Source organism: Enterococcus villorum (assembly GCF_007990225.1).
Lineage (GTDB): Bacteria > Bacillota > Bacilli > Lactobacillales > Enterococcaceae > Enterococcus_B > Enterococcus_B villorum.
This window is the reverse complement of the sequence record NZ_BJWF01000017.1, coordinates 33,158-50,110: the sequence shown is the minus strand read 5'-3', so window position 1 is coordinate 50,110 and position 16,953 is coordinate 33,158. Positions and strand designations below refer to the sequence as shown.

The following is a 16,953-nucleotide window of genomic DNA, read 5'->3' as shown; positions in this document are numbered from 1 at the left end:
CTCCTTAATACTCAGAGCTAAACGGCTCTGTCACAACCTTATCCACGGATGACTTCGATTTTGTAGCCGTCAGGGTCGACAACAAAATAATAAGAAGGTGCTGTGCCGGGAAGGCCTTTTAAGTCTGTTACGTTGAAGCCTTCTGCTTGATGTTTTTCGTGAAGTGATTCTAGATCATCTGAAGCGATGGCAATATGACCATATCCATTGCCTAAATCATACGCTTCATGATCATAATTGTAAGTTAACTCTAACTCATAATCATCTCCAGGCAAGGTTAAATAAACAAGAGTAAATTTGTTTTCTGGAAAATCGCGGCGACGACTTTCTTCAAATCCAAATGCTTTTTGATAAAATTCTAAAGATGCGTCAAGGTCTTTTACTCGAACGCATGTGTGAGCCATTTTCATTGTTAAAATTCATCCTTTCTTTTTTTATTATCATAACAAAAAAAGAAAAAGCAAGAGAAGGTTCGTGCTTGTTTATGAGAAAACTCTTATGTAAAATGAAAGGTAAATAAGTTTAAGGTGGAAAAAATGATGAATAAACCAGTATTTGGTAAAAAAGAACAAACAGCTCAGTATTCACCTCGTTATGCTGTTTATATCGTTGTCGAAAAAGACAAAAAAATAGCGCTGATTGAAGCACCAAATGGCGCCTTTTTTTTACCCGGTGGGGAGATTGAAGGAGAAGAAACCAGAGAAGAAGCTCTTAGACGCGAGTTGATGGAAGAAATGGGAATTGTCGCAGAAGTTGGTGCTTATTTAGGTGAAGCGGATGAATATTTCTATTCAAATTATCGCAAAACTTACTATTATAATCCTGGTTATTTTTATATGGCTAGTGGATGGAAAAAAGTGGCTGCACCTTCTGAAAAAACAAATAAAATTTGGTGGGTAACACCCCAAGAAGCCATTCAAAAATTAAAACGTGGCAGTCATCGTTGGGCAGTTGAAAAGTGGCTTGCCCAAAATGGAACGTGTAAAGTTTAGTGCCTGAATATACTTAAACGTAGATGATAAAGCCAAAAAAATTTGCACAGGGATTATTCATTTAACCAAAAATGTCAAAATAGAAATACTATCTTGTGTTATATCAAACTAAATTAATTATGTACCCTGTAGGAATTGAACTTACGATCGGACGGTTATGAGCCGTCTGTTCTGACCAACTAAGCTAAGGGGCAATTGTTGGATCATCTGATATTGGTTGTCGTCAATTGGCGCTTTTTTCTTTTAAAATAATTGTTTAAAAATTTTTATTATTTGGGAGCTACGAAAATTTCGTACTCCTTTTTTATTTAAAGAAAAAAATAAATGTGTTTTATTCTTTTATGATACAAATAGTTATTTTTTTATATAAAAAATGATAGCGCTTTTATACAATACCTTTAGATTTATATCGGGGGAGTGAAAAAATTGAATAAAAAAGTAAAAGTAATGATGCATGCAGGGTTCGTTCTTATGACGGTATCGGGAACATGTGCGCCGTTAATGGTGAACGCAGAGCAACTACTAAGCTCAGAAAAAAATAAAGCGGATTCTTTGGTGGAAACTTCGAAAAACTCAAATGATCTGGATGATTCATTCATTGAAGAGGGAAACTCAAGTGAATCAGCTGAACAGGACACGACAGAACAAACGGAGTCTGATGTAGTTAAAACTCAAGTTGGAGCTGAACAAACTAATACTGTTGCAGATCAAACACAAGACACAACAGAACAAATGAATCCAGCTACAGACCAAACACAAGATACAACAGAACAAATGAGTCCCATTACAGATCAAGCGCAAGAAACGGTGGAACAGTCTGATTCCACTGCAGATCAAAACCAAAATCTTACTGAGCCAAAAGAAGAACAATCAACCGAAGCAACTACACCGGTTCAAGATGATGAACAAGCAGTGATTGAGTCAATTGGAAAAGGTGAAAATTTTAATGGTAAATTGTATTTAAATTATATCGGAGAAAAGCTAAAAAATGTTTTTAGTAGTAATTCAGGTTTTATGCTTATCATAGCGCTATCTAATCTTCTTAATGACCAATTATCAGAGCAAAATGTAAAGGAACGTTTTGACGTCGAAGTTGATACGATTCGTCACTTGATTACTACGTATATTCTTTATGATATTGCTTTTGCAAAAGACAGTGCGGTGATGTCTGTTTTAGGGCAAAACAACGATGGGACAACGCCAGATACGTATACTGGTTTTTATCCAAATACGCAGCAATTAAATGGAATGGTCTTGAATAATCAAGACGGAAAAATGATGGAGGTCTATTCTTATTATGTAGATCAACATTCTGATAAAACAGTGATCATTCACGGTGGATTTCGTGGAAATTGGAATAATGGTATTGTCACAGATGAGTACAATGAATTCTATCAAGCCGGTTACAATATGCTTTTTATTGATCCGCGAGCAACAGGTGCAAGTGGGGGTGATTTTGTCACCTATGGCCAATATGAATCAGACGATGTGTTGTATTGGATCAATCGTGTGGTAAGTAAAAATCCTCAACAAAAAATTCTATTGTATGGTGGCTCTATGGGTGCGGCAACGATGATGTCTGTACTAGCTAAAAATATTCCAACAAATGTCAAAAGAATAATTGAGAATTGTGGGTTTAAATCAATTGATGAACAATTACGTTTTACTTATAGTTCCACCCTTGTACCAACTTTAGGTAAATATTTCAGCAGTTTGAACCTCGTAGCCGGTAAAGAACACGAAGACATTTATTTAGGGTTATTAAAAGAATACTATTTTGATCAGGAAATGAATTTAAACATTACAGAAAATCTCCCTGAACAAGGGATGATGAAAAATATCCCTAAACTGATCATTCACGGAAGCGAAGACTCTGTCGTACCAGCTTCTAATGCCCAAGAGCTATTTGATCTATCTGGTGGCTACAAAGATTTATTAATCGTAGAAGGTGCTGATCATGGTGATGCACAAAAAGTAGCGCCAGAAGCTTATCAATTAAAGTTAACTTCATTTATGGATATGGTATTTAATCGTTCTGTCACTGTTAAGTATGTTGATGAAAACAATCAAAGTTTGCTGGATGATCAAGAATCATTGCAACTTCAAGGTGTTTATGGTGAAAGCTACCAAACAGAACAAAAGGAATTTGCTGGCTATGAATTTGTAAAAGTAGAAGGTGAAGAACAAGGTATTTTCAATGAAACAACACCGACGATTGTTTATCATTATAAAAAAGTAACAGAAAATCCTGATGATAACGACAATAACGGTAATAACGGAAACAATGGCAATAAAGGTTATAACGGCAACAATGGCAATAAAGGTTATAACGGCAACAATGGCAATAATAGCAATAAGGGGTCGCATATAACGAATGTGAATAATAAAATAACAAAAAAACAGACTCGAATCAAAACAAAAAAACACTTCCACTCACTGGAGAACAACGTGAAATGAAATTTTCATTAATTGGTAGCTTGCTTATGATTCTCTCATTTGGTGGATGGTTTTATCAAAAAAGAAAAGGTGGGAAAATGACAAAATGAAGTGGCTAAAAAGGATATTGATCGGCATTCCAGTAGCTATTTTACTTCTTGTTGGAATTGTCTGGATCATTAATCAGGTGACACCAAAACCAGTTAGTCTACTTGTAAGAAAACAGTTTGATACTAGCGGGGTTGAACAAGTTTATCCTAGACCAAAAGATTTTGACGAAAAAATGGAAAAAATTGCGGTGGTGGAAAATGAAGAATATCCTTCTGACTATCAACAAAATACCATGGATATTTATTTACCAAAGGATAAAGAGAAAACTTTACCAGTGTTGTTTTGGGTGCATGGGGGTGCCTACGTTGCTGGTGATAAACGGGACTGCGAAGATTATTTAAAATTATTATGTGCTGACACGCAACAAGTTGTGGTGAATATAAACTATGAATTATCTCCTGAAGTTAAACACCCAACTCCATTAAAACAATTGAATGAGGCAATTAGTTACATGGAAGACCAATATGGATCAGTCATTGATTGGAATAACGTTTCAATCGGTGGTGATTCAGCTGGGGCACAAATTGCGAGCGAATATATTCTCTCTGGTCAAAATAGTCAAATACAACAAGCAATCAAAGTAACTCCAGTTTTAAAAAATGAACAAATAACAAAATTTGTTTCTTTATCAGGATTACTAGATCCTGCAAGTTTCACACAAGTGAGTGATAACATTTCCAGTTTTCTGTATGCTAAATGTGGTTGGGCTTATTTTGGAAGCAAAAAATTTGAACAATCAGATGAAGTGAAGCAATTAGCGCTTGCAAAAAATACCAGCGATTGGACGCAAAAAGTTTTTCTAACAGACGGCAATACCAACACTTTTACAGAACAAATGGATCAAGCCGAAGAAGCTTTAAAAGAAGCAGGAGTAGAAGTAACAAAAGTGAGTTATGATGAAAAGACAGCAGTGTTAAATCATGAGTATCAATTTGATATGAATATTGAACAGTCTCAAACAACGTACCAACAACTAGTCGCTTTTATGAAAGAATAGTTTATGTATTGTATATCATTCAGAATAGATATAAAAATATCGTTCGTTGTTTTTGAAAAAATAAAAGTTTTTTAGCAAATAAAGAGGAGCATGCCTTTGGCTTTAAGCAGGCGCACTCCTCTTTTTTTGTTTACTTATAATACGTATTTTTTGATGGCTTCTGCTACGCCATGTTCGTCATTCGAAACAGTAATTACGTTAGCCGCTTCTTTTACTAACGGTACAGCATTTCCCATTGCTACACCTATTCCAGCATATTCAATCATCGAAAGATCATTTTCATTGTCTCCAATTGCCATGATTTCTTCTTGATCAATGCCAAGATGTTGCGCTAGGTTAGCAACAGCTGCCCCTTTACTTGCTTCTTTATTTAATATTTCAAAATAATAAGGAGCGCTTTTAACAGTCGTATATTTTTCACGGAAAGTTTGTGGTAAACGAGCAATTGCTGCATCTAGGATTTCTGGCTCATCAATCATCATCATTTTGACTAAGCTGATATCTGGAGTCATCTCTTCCGGTGTTCGGTATTTCAACGGCATTTTCACTAAGCTTGCTTCATGAATCGTATAATCACTGATGTCACGATTTGAAGTGTAAATTGCTTGATCATCAATTGAATGTAGATGACTACCGACACGACGAGCCATGACTTCGATTTCTAAATAGTCTTCGTGCGTCAAACCATGACGTGCGATGATTTTTCCAGATTTAGTTTGTTGAACCAGTGCACCATTATAAGTGATCACATAATCATTGTCTTGGAAAAGGTCCAATTCAATTAGTTGTTCTTGTACACCAGGTAAGGGACGACCTGTACATAAAACGATGGCTACATCTTTAGCGACAGCTTCGGCAATAGCTTCTTTTACTTCTGTTGTAATTTCTCTTTTCTCATTTAATAAGGTGCCATCGATATCAATGGCGACTAGCTTGATAGACATAATTTCCTCCAATGGTATTTAGTTTGTTTATTCAATCAGTGAGCCATTGCGTATGTGGCTTGCAAATTCTTGGTATGTTTCGTCAAATAAATCATAGTGATCGCGTAAAGAGGGATCCACCATTTCTTTAGGAAAGAAAAATCGTTCATCTCCTTGTTCTTGTCCAGCCAGAGCAGCAACAAGTTGACTCACTTCTGATAATTCTACCAAAGTTCCATCATTTCGCAAGATTTCAATTTGGGTACGGTGGCGACCTTCTTCTGGACGGTAAAAATCATAAGGAAGGTCATAGCTAGAATTAATTGCTGTATAATACACTGGGTTATAGCCAACTTTTTCAACAAGTGCGGTCATTTCTTTGATCAATGAAGATGAACGGTTGCCAGAAAAAGCCGCTGATTTTAGGGGTTTCCGATTTAAAAAACGTTTGGCTAGGTCACTTAAAATGGGATCCGCTAATTCCGTCCATTGAGTAAAGTAGGTTCCTAATACACCGTCGTCTAATTTTAAATATTCCCCAAGCGTAAAATTCTCATCAAGAAAAGGCAATAACAATTGTGAGTGAGCGTCAAAATGACTGGGGTCTTCTCGATATAATTCATGTGCCCGATGCAATAAGTGCTCTAAAATGACTTCCATTCCACGAGAAGTGGGGTGGAAATAAACTTGGACATACATCTGATAACGACTAACAATATAGTCTTCTACGGCATGCATACCATTCATTGAAAAGGCGATCCCCCCTTTGTATGGACGAATGACTCGTAAAATTCTTGTTAAATCAAATGTTCCGTATTCTGTGCCAGTAAAGTAAGCATCTCGTAATAAATAGTCCATGCGATCAGCATCAATTTGGCTAGAAATCATTTGAACAACTTGTGGATTAGGGTAGGTTTTTTGGATGACACTTGCTACTTTTTCTGGGAATCCTTCTTCTACACGATTAAGGATTTGATAGACTTCTGTTTCAGGAGAAGTAATGATTTGGATAGTGATTGCTTCATGATTTGTATGGAAAATATGTTCAAACGTATGTGAATAAGGACCGTGTCCGATATCGTGAAGTAGTGCTGCACATAAAGTCACTAGTCGTTCCTGATCATTCCAACCACTGGGACCGATTTTCTCCTGTGAAAAGTTACGGGAAAAAATATCACAAATCCGTCTAGAAATTTCATAGACACCTAATGAATGGCTAAAGCGACTATGTTCTGCTCCATGAAATGTAAAAGAAGAAGTGCCCAGTTGTTTGATGCGGCGAAGGCGTTGGACTTCTTTTGAATTGATCAAATCTAAAATAACCTGATGTTGGACATGTATATAGTTATGGACAGGATCACGAAAGACTTTTTCCATTGGTAGTGTTTGATATTTATAAGGTACTGTCATGGGCAAGCTCCTTTATTCTATTTCTGTTTTCCATTCTTTGTATTTGTTCTGTCCATTGTTTAAGAGAAACATGTTTTTCTTTCCAATCAAAGGAATCAAGAAAGAGGGTCTCTCCATAAAGTTTTTCTAAAGCCATGCTAAATTTGTCTTTGACTTCTTCTATTGTTAAGGAGACCTTAAGTAATTCTTCTAATGTTGCCATACTTTCAGGCATTACTATAGGATAGCCATCCTTACCAAGTGCTTCTTGTAACGCCATTTGATAGAAAGATTTCATTGCGTTTCCTCTGCCCTGTTGATTGCCATTGACACTTAGATACATCATTACAGAAATGCCATTTTTGATTCGTCTTTGCGCAATCCCAGCAAATTTTTTGCCATTTATACTAAGATCATATGTTCCAGGACAATAAGAATGGGTGATTTCAAATGCTTGGATGATGACATTTGGAAATGCCGTTTGAGTTAGTGCCAACATTTTTTCGTAAGCAGTATCAATAGAGATTTTTTTGGTATCGTTTTGTGGAAAAATCAGCGATAGATTTAAGATTCCATTATCCGAGATGATCCCTAGTCCGCCAGAGTTTCTAACAATAGTGAAGTATCCTAATTTTTTCAGTTCTTCGATTCCTTTACCAAAGTAAGGGGTACGTGTATCCTTCATTCCAAGAATCACTGTTTGGTCATATTGCCAAAAATGTAAAAACATTTGGTTGTTTTTTCTTGAATATTCGGTTAATATATCCGTCAGAGCAAAAGGTGTAAAATCATTCTCATGGTAGATTGCTTGATCTAATACAATCATCGGATGCATGGCATTCACTCCTTTATATAAAATCAATGGATCATCGAAGCGATGAAAAGAAGATATTTTTGTCTCATACAATCATTGTTTCTTTCCTTATTATACTCTAAAAGAATCATATGTTACGAAAAAACTTGCTCATTTTTGTACGAGTTAATTGACAAATAGAGGAAAACTAGGAAAAATGTAGCTATAAGAAGTAGAGGAGAATGAAAAATGAAACAATCAAAAGGCACACCTATTTCAATCAAATTACGCACAAAAGTTCAACAAAATGGGGAACATCAAGACTTTTTCTTTGACTTAAAAGGACAAATGGTCAAAATCGGTGATACTTTATACATACGATACCAAGAAATCCAGGAGGAAGAAAAAGAGGCGATTCCTGTGACCATTAAATTAATGCCAGATGGACATGTTCAATTGATTCGAGCTGGTGAAATGCGTATGCGGCTTAAATTTGGGTACCGTGAACGATTGGAAACAACGTATAGAACGCCTTATGGGATGCTTCAAATAGAAACATTTACGAAAGAATTACATGTGAGTTTGAAAGATCGACCAACAGCTGGGAAAGTAGTTATTGCGTATGACTTACTCATGGGTCCTGAAAAACTAGGAGAATATCATTTAACTTTAGAATTTACTGCCTAAATTACAAAGAAACGTTTGATTTTTTACGTATGATTTTGTATGATAAGGAGTAGACTGTGAAAGGACGTGTCCTGATTGGAAATTAGTGTATTTGAAGGTGCAAACAAAAGCGAATTATCAATGATCGAAGTAGCACATGCGATCTTAGAACAACGTGGCGATGTCATGGATTTTTCTGATTTAGCCAACCAAATCCAAACTTACCTTGGAAAATCAGATAGTGAAATTCGTGATTCACTCGCACAATTTTATACTGACTTAAATATTGATGGTAGCTTTATTTCATTAGGTGACAATCGTTGGGGCTTACGTTCATGGTATGCGATCGACTCAATTGACGAAGAAGTAAACCATGGAATCGACGAAGAAGATGAAGACACACCTCGTCGACGCAAACGTAAAAAAGTAAATGCCTTTATCAACGATGATGAAGATGCGATCGATTATAATGATGATGACCCAGAAGATACTGATCTATCTGATGAAGATGATGATGATCTATTTGAAGACGATGACGAAGAAGATGAAGAAATCGCTGCTTATAACTCTGACCTGCAAGAAATAGGTGCAGATGATACAAGCGATGACGAAGAAGAGTTACCAGGCAATATCGAAGAGGATCTGAGCATCATTGATGAAGATGATGAAGAAGACTACGAAGACGAAGAGTTTACAGAAGAGTAAATTCTCATACGTAAAGAAGTCGTGAACGAAAGATACTAAGAAATAAGCGGAAGAATTTGAGACAAGCAGTTAATTGTTTCGAATCTCTTCGGCTTATTTTTTCTAGGTACACGTACACTTTCTGGAATAAGGGAGTATTTTTTTAGGGATTGTCGACAGTTTTTGTCACAATCTCATTTTTATTTCATCATTTTTTTATACATAAAAAAATTTTTTTTGAAACTTTTTTACTTAGCTATACGTCTTAATAAGTTGTGAAGGAAAGGAGTGAAAAGCTATTTTCAGTCGTTATAAAAAAAAGCAACAAATAGAAAGATCGAAGTATCAATTGAAACAACTGATCGAAAATGAATATGATAAAATGTTTCAGATTACGATGAATTACGTTCATAACAAAGAAGAAGCCTTGGATGTCATCCAAGATAGTTTTTATAAAGCCTTAAATAATTTTGAAAAAGGGATAGAAATCGAACAATTCTCAGCTTGGTTTTATCGAATTCTTATTCGGACAGCTATTGACGCGTGGCGTAAGCAAAAGCGAAATAATTGGTCCCAATTAGATGAAAAATTGATTCTCGGAGAATCTTCTATGTCGTACTCGATCACTGAGTTATACGCTGTTTTGGAAAAAATCGATAGTCCAGAAAAAGAGATCTTGATACTACATTTTTTTGAAGGCTTTCGTTTAAAAGAAATCGCTGAAATTTTAGAATTGAATGAAAATACTGTGAAAACGAAAATGTATCGCTCATTGAATCAATTAAGAAAAATTTTACAGTAAAGGAGAAAAAAAGAATGTATTCTGCTAAGGAAGAACTGGATCAACTGAAAAAGACCTACCAGCAAGAAAAAATTCCTCAAGGCATCAAAAGTAACCTTATCAATCGTTATTTAATAGAAGAACAACGATTCACCAAAAAATTAAAAAGAAAAAGGAGAATCAAAAGAGGTATTTTTTCTTTTGCACTTATTACTCTGATAGTAAGTAGCGTACTTTTTAATCATCAAGTACGTAGCTTTGCGAAAGACTTACCCATTATTGGTCCAGTAGTCAAACTAATCGTAGGTGAAACTCTTTCTGATGAAAAGATTAATATTCGTGTTCCTCAAATTAGTATGGATGACGAACAAGAAAATGAAACAATTCATGGGCTCAATAAAAAATACTTTCATGAAGGGCAAGAGGCGTTTGAAAAGGCAAAAATACAATACCAAAATTTTCAAACAGAGCATATGCAGATTACAGGAGATTATCAGAAAGTATTGGATGATTCGCGCTTTTTAGTCATTGAAAGAAACCTTACACAAACGGCCGCAGATAGTTACACAGAGAAAAAATTTGACACGATTGACAAAAAAAATGGCGTGGTATTATCTCTTCCCCTTTTATTTAAAGATAACAGTTATTATTCAGTGCTTACAAATGAAGTGAAAGCTCAAATGAAAAAAAAGGTGAAAGAAAATGCTAATAACTACTATTGGACAGAAGCTGATTTTAAAGATGGTGGGGTCAAGGAAGTTCCTTTAATCACTAAAAATAGTCAATTTTATATCAATGAAAATCATGAATTAGTCCTTGTCTATGAACAATTTGCGATTGCACCTGGCTATATGGGGACACCAGAATTTGTCATTCCTAAATCTGTCACGAAAAATATCTTAGCATCAAAAGATTATTTAAATAATTAAATTCAAAATTGAGAGAGGCAACTATTAAGTGGATAAAGAGTTGAAACTAGCGTAAAGGAAGAAAAAACATGTTGAAGAGAAATTTATTAGTCATTGGTACCATTGGTTTATTTATACTTTTATTTTTTGAAATCTATTCACTCACTACTCTTATTGCTGCAGATCAAAAAACAATAAGTTCATCACAGTCTTTTAAGCAAGATAAAGTAGCAGAGACGAGTCAAAGAACAGTTTCCTCCTCTAAAGAAACCGAAAAAAGTGAACAATCTGTACCAAGTAGTGAAACACAAGTTCTGGAACCAAAACAAAATACAACACAATCACAAAATCCAACGGACAAAAGTGTTGCAATCAGTTTTGATGACGGACCCGGTGCTACAACGACACCACAGCTTTTACAAATTCTCAAAGAAAAAAAAGTACATGCTACCTTTTTCGTCTTAGGTGAAAAAGCGGCACAGCATCCAGAAATCGTAAAGCAAGCAGCTAAAGAAGGACATGAGATCGGTAATCACACATTCAATCACCAAGACCTTACGCGCCTTTCTACTCAGGCAATTATGGATGAAGTGACTAAAACAGATAATGAAATTGAAAAGGCAACGGGGAAAAAAGCCACTTTTATCCGTCCCCCATATGGTTCTATCACAAAAGTAGGGGCAGAGATCATCCAACGGCCGATTATCCAATGGTCTGTTGATTCAGAAGACTGGAGAACAAGAAATACTGAATCAATTATACAAAAAATTCAAACAACGGTATATGATGGTTCCATTATATTGTTCCATGATATTTATCATGAAACAATTAACGCCATTCCTAAAGTAATCGATTATCTAAAAGAGCAAGGTTATCGCATTACGACAGTCGGAGATCTATTGGGGCATCCAACAGCTGTAGAGAACTATTATGGTAGAAACGATCGTCAAGCGTATCAATGAATCCCTAGAATACCCCATTAAAAAACGAGCAATATAATTTTTTACTTTGGAAAAATGAGAATACAGCAAAACTTCTCAAAAATAACTACAAATTCAAAAAACTAGTCCTGGAGTGTTGAGTGTAACAGCTATTCAAATTTTATAATATAAGAGTAACAAATACGTTTTTTGAAAATGGAACGAATATTTGAGTGAATAAATCAAGCCGAAACCAGCAAATCATTTGATGGTTTTTGGCTTTTTTTTTGACTAAATAGCAAGAATATAAGTATAAGTATATACCTTTTGATATATACTTTATTTGAAAGGTAAATCGTTTCTTCTAACGCATATCCCCTTATGTATAAAAATGAATAGAGAAACACGAACTTAGGATAGTCTTTAGGGAGGAAATAAAGTGAAACAACCTAAATTTCAAGAAATCGCTAATAAAATTGAACAACGAGTAGCAGAAGGCATATATGTTTCTAGTCAAAAGCTGCCTTCAGAATATGACTTAGCAGATGAGTTTCAATGTAGTCGCTTGACTGTAAGGAAAGCAATTGAACGATTGATCAGTCAGAATCTATTGATAAAAGAAAAAGGAAAAGGCACGTACGTAATGAAACGCCCGAAAATTAAAAGTGGCTCTGGCGGCCTACAAAGTTTTACTGAAACAGCACAAATACAAGGAAAAGAAACAAAAACCAAAGTATTAGAGTATGAACTGATCAAAGAATTACCAGCAAATATTAAACAAGTATTTGGAGAATATGCAGACGAACCAATGATTCATTTAAGACGATTACGTTATTTTGAAAAAGAACCGATGACAGTCGAAAATCTCTATATTTTAAAACGCTATCTTGGTGAAGCCACGAAAAAAGAATTAAGTGGTTCACTGTATCAAGTAATTGAAAAAAATATTGAAATCGCTTATTCCCATCAAGAAGTTGAAGCGATCAAAGTCACTTCAGAGATTGCCGAACTTCTAAATGTGTCCGTCGGTGAGCCATTATTATTTGTGCATTCGTTGACTTATTCTCCTGATGCTAAACCCATTTTGTATGACTGTTCTTTTTATCGTGCAGATCGTTATACATTTAAAAACACATTGATACGTCAAAAAAAGGAGTGAGAAGATGGAAAACTTAAAAATAATGTTGGCTGACCATTGGGAGGAGTTTCTTGAATTTCTTCGAGAAGTCATGAAAGTACCTAGTGTAAAAGGACAACCTCAACCTTTGGATCCGTATGGGGAAGGACCTCGCAGTGCGTTGGCGCTCGTCATTAGAAAAGGAGAAGAGGTTGGATTTAAAACAAAAGTGATTGATGATGCCATTGGCTATGTTCAATGGGGTGAAGAGGATGAAGACTATATTGGAATTATTGGGCACTTAGATGTTGTGCCAGCTGGTTCTGGCTGGGAATTTCCGCCATTTGACTTAACAGAAAAAAAGGATCGTTTTTATGGGCGGGGGATTCTAGATAATAAAGGACCGATTATTAGTTGCTTTTATGCGTTAATATTATTGAAAAAAATGGGCTTCGTTCCTCGAAAAACCATTCGTATTATTTTTGGGACAGACGAAGAAAGTGGAATGTCTGATATTACGCATTATTTAGAAGAAGAAGTACCACCAATTTTTGGCTTTACCCCTGATTGTAAGTATCCTGTTGTTTATGGAGAAAGAGGAATAGTCAATGTAACGATTCATTTACCTCTTAGCAAAGTAGATTTAACGAAAATAAGTGAGTTTAAAGGAGACCAATCCCGTGATCATGTTCCTGATTTGTTGAGTGTCAGGATCAATGAGAAAGAATATCCTATATTGGGAAAACGTTCGCCAAGTAATGCGCCAGAATTAGGTGAAAATGCGCTGACATTACTTGCTAAAAAATTAAAAGATATACCAGATATACCAGAACAACTAAAACACTATTTTTCTTGGATTTTTCAATGTTTTCATGACAAGCATTATGGAGAAGGCCTTGGTTTAACTTTAGCAGATGAAGATTCAGGAAAACTAATCTTGACCCCCGTTACTTTACAAAAAAAAACAGATGGCTTAAATTTAGAAGTTGCTTTTCGTTACCCAGTTTCCGCTACAGAAAAACAAGTTGTTGAAGGCGTGGTGCGCAATTTACCAGAGGGTGCCACACTAACCATTAATCGAAGTATTCCCGGTATTTGTCGAAAAAAAGAGACAGAAAAGATCAAACAGTTGTCAAAAATTTATGAAGAAATGACTGGCAACGACGCAACACCTGTCACGACAACAGGCGCAACTTATGCAAGGAAAGTTCCCAATATTGTCGCATTTGGGCCTTCATTTCCTGGACAAAAAGGGATTGCCCATAATAAAAATGAATACATGGATGTGGCCGATCTTCGCATGAATTTAGAAATTTATTTGCGAAGCATCAAGGCGTTAATTGAATAATTAAACTTCGATAAAAAAGAGACTTGTCTGATAAATCAATTAGATTTTAGGAAAAGTCTCTTTTTGGTATAGACATAATAGTATATACTAATTAAAATAAATGTAAGCGTTACAACGAATAGGAGGGATAACGATGTGGGGAATCATAGCCACTTGGCGAATGGCACATGAAGGCGTGATAAATGCAAAAGAGTTATTAGAAAATGAAGGAACATGTGGGGACGCAGTCGAAGCTTCGATCAAATATGTAGAAGATTATCCATTTTATAAATCAGTTGGATACGGTGGACTACCGAATGAACGCGGGATCGTAGAAATGGATGCGGCTTTTATGGATGGGAATACTTTTAAAATTGGAGCAGTAGCAAGTATCGTAGATGTAGCGAATCCGATTTCGGTTGCAAGAAAATTAAGTAATGAAAAATTCAATAGTTTTCGTGTTGGGCAAGGAGCAACGGAATATGCAATGTTAGCAGGTTTTGAACGTAAGAACATGTTGACAAATCGAGCAAAAAAAATTTGGCAAAAACGACTAGAAGAAATCGCAAAGACGAACTTAAGTCCTTATGATGGTCATGATACAGTGGGTGTTGTTTCTTTAGACAAGCATCAAGGAATGGCAGTAGGAACTTCTAGCTCCGGTTTATTTATGAAAAAAACTGGAAGAGTAGGAGATTCGCCACTGTCGGGTTCTGGTTTTTATGTGGACAGCCAAATTGGGGGAGCGACAGCTACTGGTCTTGGAGAAGACCTGATGAAAGGGTGTTTAGCTTATGAAATTGTCCGTTTGATGGGGGAAGGGAAGACGCCACAAGAAGCTTGTGATCAAGCGGTTTATTCATTTACTCATTTACTTAAAGAACGCTATGGCAAAGCGGGTGCTTTTTCTTTAGTGGCAATGAATAAAAAAGGGGAATGGGGTGTTGCAACCAACGTCGAATTTACGTTTAGTGTGGCAACAGCTAATGAAAAACCTGCCATTTATTTAGCCAACCCTGATGATAACCAGAAAACCATTATTGAACCTATTACAAAAGAATGGTTAGAGGCATATGAAAAAAGAATCAAAGCACCGATTTGACTCCATGAGTGAGTTAGATCGGCGAATGTTCCATTGTTTTTATAGATAAAGGAGGAAGAAAAATGACCACTAAAAAAATCTATTTATTTTGTGAAGCTGGGATGTCGACAAGTATTATGGTGAATAAAATGATGGAAGTAGTGAAAAAACATCAGATGCCTTTGGAAATCCAAGCGTTTCCAGCGATTCATGCAGAAGACAAGGTAGAAAAAGAAAAACCAATAGCTATTTTATTAGGACCGCAAGTCAGACACTTGAGCGACAAGATGAAAGGAACTTTTGAAGCGCAAGGTATTCCAGTAGGGATGATTGCTACGGAAGCTTACGGCATGATGGATGGCGAACGTGCGTTAAAAGATGTATTGAAGTTAATCAAAGAAAGTAAAAAAGAATAACAGCATTTGAGAACGGATACAAATAAACTTGAAAACAAGATTGGAGGAAAACTTATGCAAAAATTTTTGAATTGGTTGGAAAAAGTATTGACACCAATGGCAAAATCAGTTGGGGAAAACAAGTATTTGATTGCGATACGAGATGGCTTTTTATTATCTACTCCATTATTAATCGTCGGGTCGTTGTTTCTTGTATTGACCAATTTCCCTATTCCTAACTGGAATGAATTGATGAGCAGTTTTTTAGGAGAAGATTGGGCAACTATGTTAAACAAACCCGCTACAGCTAGTTTTGATATTATGACAATCTTAGCTGTAGCAGGTATTGGTTATAGTTTGGCCAAACAATTTAAAGTAGATGCTATGCAAGCCGCAATTATTTCTTTAGTTTCCTTTTTTATTGTCACCCCTTTTTCAACCTTGTTTACGCCAGAAGGTTCGTCCGAAGTATATGAAGTAGGAAGTTTACCTTTGCGTTGGATGGGGTCAAGTGGTTTATTTCTAGGGATGGTTGTCGCTTTATTATCGACTCGGATGTTTGTCGCTTTGATTCGAAAAGGTTGGACGATTAAAATGCCCGATGGTGTACCGCCAACAGTCGTTAAGTCTTTTGAAGCATTGATTCCAAGTTTCGTTATTTTGACATTTTTTATGATAGTGAATTGGTTAGCCGCTCATACTACTTATGGAAATCTACAAGAAATACTATTTAAATTTTTACAAACGCCATTACTAAGTTTAGGAAATACTTTAGGAGCCATGATTATTGCGTACTTATTTTTACATTTTTTCTGTTTTTTTGGCATCAATGGTTCAAGTGTCGTAGGGGCAGTATTCAACCCTGTGCTGCGTGCGTTGTCCATTGAAAATTTAAATGCCTTCAAAGATGGTCATGCAATTCCTAATATCATTACCGGACAATTTCAAGACATGTTTGCGACTTTTGGCGGAGGTGGTTCTACTTTATCACTGATTTTAGTCATGATTATTGTGTGTAAAAGTCAGCGAGTGAAGAAACTCTCACAATTGTCGCTTGTACCAGGGATTTTTGGTATCAACGAACCAATTATTTTTGGGTTACCCATCGTATTGAATCCGATTATCTTGATTCCTTTTGTTTTGGTGCCGACGATCAACATTATTATTGCATATTTCTGCATGGATTTAGGCTTAGTTGCTTATACAAATGGAATCCAACTACCTTGGACTACGCCACCAATTATTTCGGGATTTTTAGTGAGTGGCTGGCAAGCTTCTATCCTTCAAGCGTTACTTATCTTGTTAGGCATGGGTATTTACTATCCTTTTATCAAAGTTTTGGATAATCAATATTTAAAAGAAGAGCTGGAAGCAGAAGAAACAGAAGTAGAAGAAATTAACTTTGATGATTTTGATTTCGATACGTTATAGAA

The 16,953-nt window shown here is 35.8% G+C and carries 18 protein-coding genes; 14 read left to right on the top strand and 4 right to left on the bottom strand.

Features of this window, described 5'->3' with window-relative positions:
• Positions 1-38: 38 nt before the first annotated feature.
• Positions 39-410, bottom strand: a complete 372-nt coding sequence (gene gloA / locus EVI01_RS07805; protein ID WP_010752563.1) for a lactoylglutathione lyase — start codon at positions 408-410, stop codon at positions 39-41.
• A gap of 129 nt (positions 411-539) precedes the next feature.
• Between gloA and EVI01_RS07800 the strand changes: the two genes are divergently transcribed.
• The 4 genes from EVI01_RS07800 to EVI01_RS07780 all read left to right on the top strand — a co-directional run bounded on the left by EVI01_RS07800 (position 540) and on the right by EVI01_RS07780 (position 4,536).
• The gene (locus tag EVI01_RS07800) at positions 540-992 is read left to right on the top strand and encodes an NUDIX domain-containing protein (RefSeq protein ID WP_025480761.1); all 453 of its coding nucleotides are present in this window, start codon (positions 540-542) and stop codon (positions 990-992) included.
• A 426-nt stretch (positions 993-1,418) separates the two neighbouring features.
• Positions 1,419-3,449, top strand: a complete 2,031-nt coding sequence (locus EVI01_RS07790; RefSeq protein WP_010752561.1) for an alpha/beta fold hydrolase — start codon at positions 1,419-1,421, stop codon at positions 3,447-3,449.
• Positions 3,446-3,538 (top strand): hypothetical protein, encoded by a 93-nt coding sequence (locus tag EVI01_RS07785; protein ID WP_010752560.1) that lies wholly within the window; start codon positions 3,446-3,448, stop codon positions 3,536-3,538. Before EVI01_RS07790 ends, EVI01_RS07785 begins: the two co-directional genes overlap by 4 nt.
• The gene (locus EVI01_RS07780) at positions 3,535-4,536 is read left to right on the top strand and encodes an alpha/beta hydrolase (protein ID WP_010752559.1); all 1,002 of its coding nucleotides are present in this window, start codon (positions 3,535-3,537) and stop codon (positions 4,534-4,536) included. Before EVI01_RS07785 ends, EVI01_RS07780 begins: the two co-directional genes overlap by 4 nt.
• Positions 4,537-4,670: 134 nt before the next feature.
• Here EVI01_RS07780 and yidA read toward each other — a convergent pair whose 3' ends face one another.
• From yidA to EVI01_RS07765, 3 genes are read right to left on the bottom strand one after another with little or no spacing between them, the layout of a single operon-like run.
• Entirely contained in the window at positions 4,671-5,480 is an 810-nt protein-coding gene (gene yidA / locus EVI01_RS07775; RefSeq protein ID WP_010752558.1) for a sugar-phosphatase, read from the bottom strand.
• 27 nt (positions 5,481-5,507) lie between these two features.
• On the bottom strand, positions 5,508-6,869 hold the full coding sequence (locus EVI01_RS07770; RefSeq protein ID WP_010752557.1) for an HD domain-containing protein: 1,362 nt from the start codon (positions 6,867-6,869) through the stop codon (positions 5,508-5,510).
• Entirely contained in the window at positions 6,853-7,683 is an 831-nt protein-coding gene (locus tag EVI01_RS07765; protein ID WP_010752556.1) for a lipoate--protein ligase family protein, read from the bottom strand. The genes EVI01_RS07770 and EVI01_RS07765 overlap by 17 nt, the downstream gene beginning before the upstream one ends.
• A gap of 207 nt (positions 7,684-7,890) precedes the next feature.
• Between EVI01_RS07765 and EVI01_RS07760 the strand changes: the two genes are divergently transcribed.
• From EVI01_RS07760 to celB, 10 genes are all read left to right on the top strand, one after another.
• Positions 7,891-8,328 (top strand): YwiB family protein, encoded by a 438-nt coding sequence (locus EVI01_RS07760; protein WP_010752555.1) that lies wholly within the window; start codon positions 7,891-7,893, stop codon positions 8,326-8,328.
• Positions 8,329-8,403: 75 nt separating this feature from the next.
• The gene (gene rpoE / locus EVI01_RS07755; protein ID WP_010752554.1) at positions 8,404-9,012 is read left to right on the top strand and encodes a DNA-directed RNA polymerase subunit delta; all 609 of its coding nucleotides are present in this window, start codon (positions 8,404-8,406) and stop codon (positions 9,010-9,012) included.
• A gap of 361 nt (positions 9,013-9,373) precedes the next feature.
• On the top strand, positions 9,374-9,793 hold the full coding sequence (locus tag EVI01_RS07750) for an RNA polymerase sigma factor (RefSeq protein WP_081630650.1): 420 nt from the start codon (positions 9,374-9,376) through the stop codon (positions 9,791-9,793).
• Positions 9,794-9,807: 14 nt separating this feature from the next.
• Positions 9,808-10,701 carry an RsiV family protein gene (locus EVI01_RS07745; protein WP_010752552.1) on the top strand — a complete coding sequence of 298 codons (894 nt, stop codon included), beginning with the start codon at positions 9,808-9,810 and terminating at the stop codon, positions 10,699-10,701.
• Positions 10,702-10,772: 71 nt separating this feature from the next.
• Positions 10,773-11,642 carry a polysaccharide deacetylase family protein gene (locus tag EVI01_RS07740; protein ID WP_025480759.1) on the top strand — a complete coding sequence of 290 codons (870 nt, stop codon included), beginning with the start codon at positions 10,773-10,775 and terminating at the stop codon, positions 11,640-11,642.
• A gap of 397 nt (positions 11,643-12,039) precedes the next feature.
• Positions 12,040-12,759: a GntR family transcriptional regulator, LSA1692 subfamily gene (locus tag EVI01_RS07735; RefSeq protein WP_010752550.1), complete on the top strand. Its 720-nt coding sequence runs from the start codon at positions 12,040-12,042 to the stop codon at positions 12,757-12,759.
• A 4-nt stretch (positions 12,760-12,763) separates the two neighbouring features.
• A complete protein-coding gene (locus EVI01_RS07730; protein WP_010752549.1) occupies positions 12,764-14,065 on the top strand; it encodes a Sapep family Mn(2+)-dependent dipeptidase in 1,302 nt (433 codons plus the stop codon).
• 133 nt (positions 14,066-14,198) lie between these two features.
• Positions 14,199-15,146 (top strand): glycosylasparaginase, encoded by a 948-nt coding sequence (locus EVI01_RS07725; RefSeq protein ID WP_010752548.1) that lies wholly within the window; start codon positions 14,199-14,201, stop codon positions 15,144-15,146.
• 62 nt (positions 15,147-15,208) lie between these two features.
• On the top strand, positions 15,209-15,541 hold the full coding sequence (locus tag EVI01_RS07720; protein ID WP_010752547.1) for a PTS sugar transporter subunit IIB: 333 nt from the start codon (positions 15,209-15,211) through the stop codon (positions 15,539-15,541).
• Positions 15,542-15,595: 54 nt separating this feature from the next.
• The gene (gene celB, locus EVI01_RS07715; RefSeq protein WP_010752546.1) at positions 15,596-16,951 is read left to right on the top strand and encodes a PTS cellobiose transporter subunit IIC; all 1,356 of its coding nucleotides are present in this window, start codon (positions 15,596-15,598) and stop codon (positions 16,949-16,951) included.
• The last annotated feature ends 2 nt before the right edge of the window (positions 16,952-16,953 follow it).